Genomic DNA, 6,045 nt, shown 5'->3' on the forward strand with positions numbered 1-6,045 from the left:
GAGCAGCGGAGCGCCGACGACCGCCGGCAGCAGCGGGCGCGGCGGCACCCGCAGCGCGGCGGCGAGCACGGTGAGCGGCAGCGCCACGAAGATGGGGCCGTTCTCCAGACCCGTCGCGAAGTACGCACCGACGGCCGCACCGCCCACGACCAGCGCACTCCGGCCACGGAACGACGCGAGCACCATCGCTGCGCCGGCGAGCACGGCGACGCCCAGGGCCGCGGCGGATGACTCCGGGGCCGCGTCGTGGTTGACGCCGAGCGAGCCCATCACCACGAGCGCGGCGGGCACCAGCCAGAGCAACCGGGAGCGGACCACGTCTCGAGGCTAGGCCGAATGGGCGGTGACCGCGTACGAGCGGGCGCGGCTGCGCCGTACGCGGATCTGCGTACGACGCAGCCGCCGAGCAGCGGACGCGTTCCGCGGCGGATCCGGGGACCGTGGGGCCATGACAGAGCTGATGGTGCAGACCGAGGGACTGACCAAGCGCTTCGGGCGCGGCGACCGCGGCCGTCTCGCCGTCGACGGGGTCAGCATGACCGTGCGGCGTGGCGAGGTGTACGGCTTCCTGGGCCCGAACGGCGCCGGCAAGACCACCACGTTGCGGATGATGCTCGGGTTGGTCCGGCCGACGGCCGGCAGCGCGAGCGTGCTGGGCCGCCGCGCAGGCCGACCGGACGTGACCGCCCACGTCGGGTCGCTCGTCGAGGGGCCGGGGTTCTACCCCTACCTGAGTGGCCGCGACAACCTGCGGACGATGGCCCACTACCGCGGGCTCTCCGACCGGGAGGTCGAGACGGCGCTGGCACGGGTCGGCCTGACCGACCGCGGCGACGACCGGTTCAAGAGCTACTCACTGGGCATGAAGCAGCGTCTCGGCGTCGCGTCCGCGCTCCTGGGCGACCCCGAGCTGATCGTCCTCGACGAGCCCACGAACGGGCTCGACCCCGCCGGGATGGCGGACATGCGCGCGCTGGTCGTGGCGCTCGCCCGCGGCGGCCAGACGGTGCTGCTCTCCAGCCACCTCCTGGCCGAGGTGCAGGAGATCTGCGACCGGGTCGGCGTGATCAACCAGGGCCGGCTGGTGCGCGAGTCGACAGTGGCGGACCTGCGCGGCGCCGCCTCCCTGCGGCTGCGCGCCACGCCGGTCGACCGGGCCGTCGCCGTGGCCATGCGGGTCGCCGGCGACGACGCCGTGCACCTGCACGAGGACCGGCTCACGCTCGACCTTCCGTCGACGGCGGCCCCCGAGCTCGTCCGCGAGCTCGTGTCCGCCGGCGTGGACGTCCACGAGGTGGGCGCCGTCGAGCGGACGCTCGAGGAGGTCTTCTTCGAGATGACCGGCAACCAGGACGACGTCGATGTGGATACGGCTGCGGCTACGGACATGGAGGTGGAGGTGCGATGAACGCCGTGTTGAGGAGCACCCGGGCCGAGCTGTTGCGCCTGCGCCGGTGGCCTGCCGTCTGGGTCACGCTCGGCGCCTGGGCGGCGCTCGCGCTGATGTTCGGCTACGTGTTCGGCTACCTGGCCTACAAGACCGGGGACAACAGCTTCTCCAACGAGGGGCAGACCACGGCCTCGATCCTCGGAGAGCTGATGCCCCGGTCGGTCCCCGACGTGCTGCTCCAGGGCATGCCGATGTTCGGAGGTGCCCTGATGATGGTGCTCGGCGCGATGGTGGCGGGCAGCGGCTACGGCTGGGGCACCTGGAAGACGGTGTTCACCCAAGGCCCGTCTCGCACGTCGTCCCTGGCGGGCTCGCTCGCGGCGATGACCGTGATCGTGGTCGGCACCGTCATGGCGACGCTCGTGCTCGACGTCGTCGTGTCGGTGGCGATCGCCACGAGCGAGTCCCAGGATCTGGTCTGGCCGTCGATCGGAGCGGTGGTCGAGTCGTTGCTCGCCGGTCTGCTGGTGCTGGAGATGTGGGCGCTGGCCGGGTTCGCGCTGGGGACCGTCTCGCGCGGACCGGCGCTGTCGGTCGGGCTCGGCCTGGTGTGGGCGTTGGTCGTCGAGAACCTGCTGCGCGGGGTCGGCAGCCTGCTGGGGCCGGTGGACGCGCTCACCCATGTGCTGCCCGGCACCGCGGCGGGCTCGCTGGTCGGATCCCTGATCGGCGTCGACTACGGCGGCGGCACGCCCGGCGTCGTCGACGCCATCTCGGGCACGCAGGCGGTCTGGACGCTCGTGGCGTACGTCGTCGTCCTGCCGGTGGTCGCCCTGGTGCTCGCCCGGCGCCGGGACGTGGTCTGACGGATCGTCAGAGGGGTCGCCCGTAGCAGCGCGACAGCGGCGCGCAACGGTAGTAGCCGAACGACGGCACCGGCGTGTAGCCGCTGGACTCGTAGAGCGCGATGGCCTCGGGTTGGCGCAGCCCGGTCTCGAGCACGACCGCCTCGGCGCCGTGCGCGGCCGCGCTGGCCTCGAGATGTGCCAGCATCAGCCGCCCGAGGCCACGTCCGCGCGCCGCGGGGGCGACGTACATGCGCTTGACCTCGACGGTCGCGGTGGTGCCGAACGCCTCCACCCCGGAACGCCGCCACGCGCCGGTCGCGACCGCGGCGCCGTCGAGGTAGCCGACGAAGAAGCTGCCGGCCGGCGGCTCGAACATCAGTGGGTCCAGCGGTGTCTCGTCCGGCCCGCCGTAGCGCACGACGTACTCGGCCTGCACCTCGTCGATCAGGCGCAGCGCGTCGGGATGGCCGTAGCCGACGCGGCGGATCTCGAGGTCGGCCAAGGCTCAGGCGAGCGCGGAGCCGCAGGAGTCGCAGAACCTCGCGTCGGCGTCGTTGCGCACGCCGCACTTGGAGCAGTACGGGCCGGCCGTGCGGCCGACGCCGAGGATGCCCTCGCCGTCGCTCAGGTACGCCGCCGAGCCCTTGACGACCGGCATCGTCTCGCCCGCGCCATAGCGGGCGGCGGCGCCCAGGAACCCCCACTGCAGCAGCATCAGGCCGAACCCGACCACCAGCACCCCGCCGAGGAAGCAGGCGATCTGGAAGCCGCTCGGCCCGTCGAAGCCGCTGCCGAAGACCGAGGTGATCCCGTAGCCGAACATGACGACGCCGGCCACCAGCACGACCACGCCCAGGACACGGAACATGGTGCGGTACTGCGCCTGGCGGGCGAAGCCGGGGGTGGCGGTCATCTGGACTCCTCGAGAGACGTCGTCGACGGCAATGACACAATAGGCGGTGCTGACAGCGTGGTCAGGGAGCATCGTCACCCCTCCGGAAGGCTGTCCATGACCGACGCGCTGCAGATCCCCCGCGACCTCCTCCCCGCCGACGGCCGGTTCGGCGCCGGGCCGTCGAAGATCCAGACCTCGCACCTGGACGCGCTCGCGGCCACCGGCGCCTCCCTGATGGGTACGTCGCACCGCCAGGCGCCGGTGCGCGACCTGGTCGGACGGGTCCGCAGCGGGCTCGCCGACCTGTTCTCGCTGCCCGAGGGCTACGAGGTGGTGCTCGGCAACGGCGGCGCGACCGCGTTCTGGGACATCGCGACGTACGGGCTGATCCGGGAGAAGAGCCAGCACCTCTCGTTCGGGGAGTTCTCCTCGAAGTTCGCGAAGGCCGCCCAGGCCGCCCCGTGGCTGGCGGAGCCGTCGGTGGTCGCGTCCGAGCCCGGCTCGCGTCCGGACCCGGTCGCCGAGGACGGCGTCGACGTCTACGCGTGGGCGCACAACGAGACCTCGACCGCGGTGATGGCGCCGGTCGCGCGCCCCGCCGGGACCACCTCCGACAGCTCGCTGGTGCTCGTCGACGCGACGTCCGGCGCGGGCGGCCTCCCGGTCGACGTGCGCGAGGTCGACGTCTACTACTTCGCACCGCAGAAGTGCTTCGCCTCCGACGGCGGCCTCTGGATCGCGCTGTTCTCCCCCGCCGCGCTCCAGCGCGCCGCCGAGGTGGCGGGGTCCGGCCGGCACGTCCCCGCGTTCTTCGACCTGCCCACGGCGATCGACAACTCCGCGAAGAACCAGACCTACAACACCCCCGCGGTCGCCACGCTGTTCCTCATGGCCGAGCAGCTGGACTGGATGAACGCCTCCGGTGGGCTCGACGGCATGGTCGCCCGCACGACGCAGTCCTCGGACACGCTCTACACGTGGGCGGAGAAGGCGTCGTACGCCTTCCCCTACGTCACCGAACCCGACCACCGCTCGCTGGTGATCGGCACGGTCGACTTCGAGGACGGCGTGGACGCGGCCCGGATCGCCGCCGTGCTGCGCGCCAACGGAATCGTCGACACCGAGCCCTACCGCAAGCTCGGCCGCAACCAGCTGCGGATCGCGATGTACCCCGCCGTGGACCCCGCCGACGTCGAGGCCCTCACGCACTGCATCGACTGGGTCGTCGACCACCTCTGACGCGAGTCAGGGGCGCTCGAGAGCGGCGCGGACCAAGTCGTACGTCGCGGCGTCGTAGGCGACGATCCGGGCCTCGGTGACGGCCGTGCCGGCGGTGTCGGCGGCGCGCAGCGCCTCGAGGGCGGCGGCGATCGCGTCGTCCTTGGGCCAGCCGTAGATGCCGGCGGACACCAGCGGGAACGCGACGCTGCGTGCGCCGAGCTCGTCGGCGACCTCGATCGCGCGGGTGTAGCACGACAGCAGCAGCGACCGGTCGCGCTGCCCGGCGGCGTGGTTGGGACCGACGACGTGGATCACCCACCGCGCGGGCAGGTCGCCGGCGGTGGTCCAGCCGGCCTCGCCCGTCGGCAGCCCGTCGGGGAACCGGCGTACGCAGTCCTCGAGCACCGCCGGTCCGCCGGCGCGGTGGATCGCGCCGTCCACGCCACCGCCGCCACGCATCGCGTTGTTGGCGGCGTTGACGACGGCGTCCACCTGCTGCGTGGTGATGTCGCCCTGCACGGCGGTGATGTCCATCAGGCCCTAACCCTCCTTCAGCAGCTTCAGCGTCGCACGCTCCAGGGCGGCCTGTCGCTCGTCGGGGGTGTCGTAGGACCGCCGCGTGGCCCGCGCGATCGTGCGGCCCTCCTCGTAGGCATCGACGACACGAGGATCGACGTACGACGACCGCGCCAGCGTCGGCGTGTTGCCGAGGAACGACGCCACCTCCTTCATCGCCCCCGCCACCGCTCGCTTGCGCGAGGCCGCCGACCCGCCCGGCTCGGGCGTCTCGGCCAGGGCCGCGGCGGCGAGCACCGTGGCGTGCCAGGTGCGGAAGTCCTTCGCGGTCGCGTCCAGGCCGGTGGAGGACCGCACGTAGTCGTTGACGAGCTCGGGCAGGATCGAGCGCCACCCGCGACCGACCTTGTAGGCGAGCAGTCGCGGGTCGGCGCCGCGGCGCCGGCGCATGACGTCGATCGCCTCGATCACGACGGCGTCGTCGATCTCGATGCGGTGCTCGACGCCGGACTTGCCGACGAACGCGAACACCAGCCGGTCCTGGCGGCGACGCACGTGCCGGCGCTCGAGCGTGGTGAGCCCGAACGACCCGTGCGCGTCGGCGTACACGTCGTTGCCGATGCGGAAGTAGCCGAGGTCGAGCAGCCGGACCGCCGCCGCGCAGGCGCGCTCCAACGGCATCCCCTCGAGGCCCAGGTCCCGCACGACGAGCTCGCGCGCCTTGGTCAGCGCCTTGCCGAACTCCAGCATCCGGTCGAACTTCTCCGCGTCCCGGCGGGCACGCCAGTCGGGGTGGTAGAGGTACTGGCGCCGGCCCGCGTCGTCCGTGCCGACCGCCTGCAGGTGGCCGTTGTCGTACGGCGTGACCCACACGTCGGTCCAGGCCGGCGGGATCACGAGGTCGCGGACCCGCTGCGCGTCCTCCTCCGGCAGCCGGTCGCCGTGCTGGTCGAGGTAGACGAACCCCTTCCCCGCCCGGCGCCGGGTCCAGCCGGGCTGATCGGGCGACGTCCTACGCAGCCGCACCATGGCGGAGGAGTAGCCGCGCGAGGACCACCACAAACCCGAGGCCGGCCGCGCCGCCGAGCAGCCACGGCCAGGGCAGGTCGTTGCCGGAGTCGCTGTCGGAGTCGCCGTCGGCGGGGTCGCCGTGCGCCGGCTCCGGCGGCTGCGTC

8 protein-coding genes are annotated in these 6,045 nt (G+C 72.9%); 3 read left to right on the plus strand and 5 right to left on the minus strand.

Going from position 1 to position 6,045, the window contains the following annotated elements; translation table 11 throughout:
• Positions 1 to 318, minus strand: a 318-nt coding sequence (locus VGD85_RS01750; protein WP_414690742.1) for a hypothetical protein, incomplete at its 3' end; no start/stop codon positions are given.
• A gap of 130 nt (positions 319 to 448) precedes the next feature.
• On the opposite strand from VGD85_RS01750, the gene VGD85_RS01755 reads away from it, so the two are divergent.
• Together VGD85_RS01755 and VGD85_RS01760 are read left to right on the plus strand one after the other, a co-directional pair.
• A complete protein-coding gene (locus VGD85_RS01755) occupies positions 449 to 1,408 on the plus strand; it encodes an ABC transporter ATP-binding protein (protein WP_331061730.1) in 960 nt (319 codons plus the stop codon).
• Positions 1,405 to 2,256 (plus strand): ABC transporter permease, encoded by an 852-nt coding sequence (locus VGD85_RS01760; protein ID WP_331061731.1) that lies wholly within the window; start codon positions 1,405 to 1,407, stop codon positions 2,254 to 2,256. The genes VGD85_RS01755 and VGD85_RS01760 overlap by 4 nt, the downstream gene beginning before the upstream one ends.
• A gap of 7 nt (positions 2,257 to 2,263) precedes the next feature.
• Here the strand turns inward: VGD85_RS01760 and VGD85_RS01765 are convergent, their stop codons facing one another.
• Positions 2,264 to 2,740, minus strand: a complete 477-nt coding sequence (locus VGD85_RS01765; RefSeq protein WP_331061732.1) for a GNAT family N-acetyltransferase — start codon at positions 2,738 to 2,740, stop codon at positions 2,264 to 2,266.
• A 3-nt stretch (positions 2,741 to 2,743) separates the two neighbouring features.
• The gene (locus tag VGD85_RS01770; protein ID WP_331061733.1) at positions 2,744 to 3,151 is read right to left on the minus strand and encodes a zinc ribbon domain-containing protein; all 408 of its coding nucleotides are present in this window, start codon (positions 3,149 to 3,151) and stop codon (positions 2,744 to 2,746) included.
• Positions 3,152 to 3,247: 96 nt separating this feature from the next.
• On the opposite strand from VGD85_RS01770, the gene serC reads away from it, so the two are divergent.
• Positions 3,248 to 4,372, plus strand: a complete 1,125-nt coding sequence (gene serC / locus VGD85_RS01775) for a phosphoserine transaminase (RefSeq protein WP_331061734.1) — start codon at positions 3,248 to 3,250, stop codon at positions 4,370 to 4,372.
• Positions 4,373 to 4,378: 6 nt separating this feature from the next.
• On the opposite strand, the gene VGD85_RS01780 is transcribed toward serC, so the two are convergent.
• On the minus strand, positions 4,379 to 4,891 hold the full coding sequence (locus tag VGD85_RS01780) for an O-acetyl-ADP-ribose deacetylase (RefSeq protein ID WP_414690743.1): 513 nt from the start codon (positions 4,889 to 4,891) through the stop codon (positions 4,379 to 4,381).
• 3 nt (positions 4,892 to 4,894) lie between these two features.
• Positions 4,895 to 5,899, minus strand: a complete 1,005-nt coding sequence (locus tag VGD85_RS01785; RefSeq protein WP_331061736.1) for a DNA topoisomerase IB — start codon at positions 5,897 to 5,899, stop codon at positions 4,895 to 4,897.
• Positions 5,900 to 6,045: the final 146 nt, after the last annotated feature.

The sequence above is a fragment of the Nocardioides sp. genome (assembly GCF_036401255.1).
In the GTDB taxonomy this organism is placed as follows: domain Bacteria; phylum Actinomycetota; class Actinomycetes; order Propionibacteriales; family Nocardioidaceae; genus Nocardioides.

What these genes read in the sequence shown, in the direction of transcription:
- serC (WP_331061734.1), top strand. Translation starts at nt 3,248, where the DNA reads ATGACCGACGCGCTGCAGATCCCCCGCGACCTCCTCCCCGCCGACGGC.
- VGD85_RS01755 (WP_331061730.1), top strand. Translation starts at nt 449, where the DNA reads ATGACAGAGCTGATGGTGCAGACCGAGGGACTGACCAAGCGCTTCGGG.
- VGD85_RS01785 (WP_331061736.1), bottom strand. Translation starts at nt 5,899, where the DNA reads ATGGTGCGGCTGCGTAGGACGTCGCCCGATCAGCCCGGCTGGACCCGG.
- VGD85_RS01770 (WP_331061733.1), bottom strand. Translation starts at nt 3,151, where the DNA reads ATGACCGCCACCCCCGGCTTCGCCCGCCAGGCGCAGTACCGCACCATG.
- VGD85_RS01760 (WP_331061731.1), top strand. Translation starts at nt 1,405, where the DNA reads ATGAACGCCGTGTTGAGGAGCACCCGGGCCGAGCTGTTGCGCCTGCGC.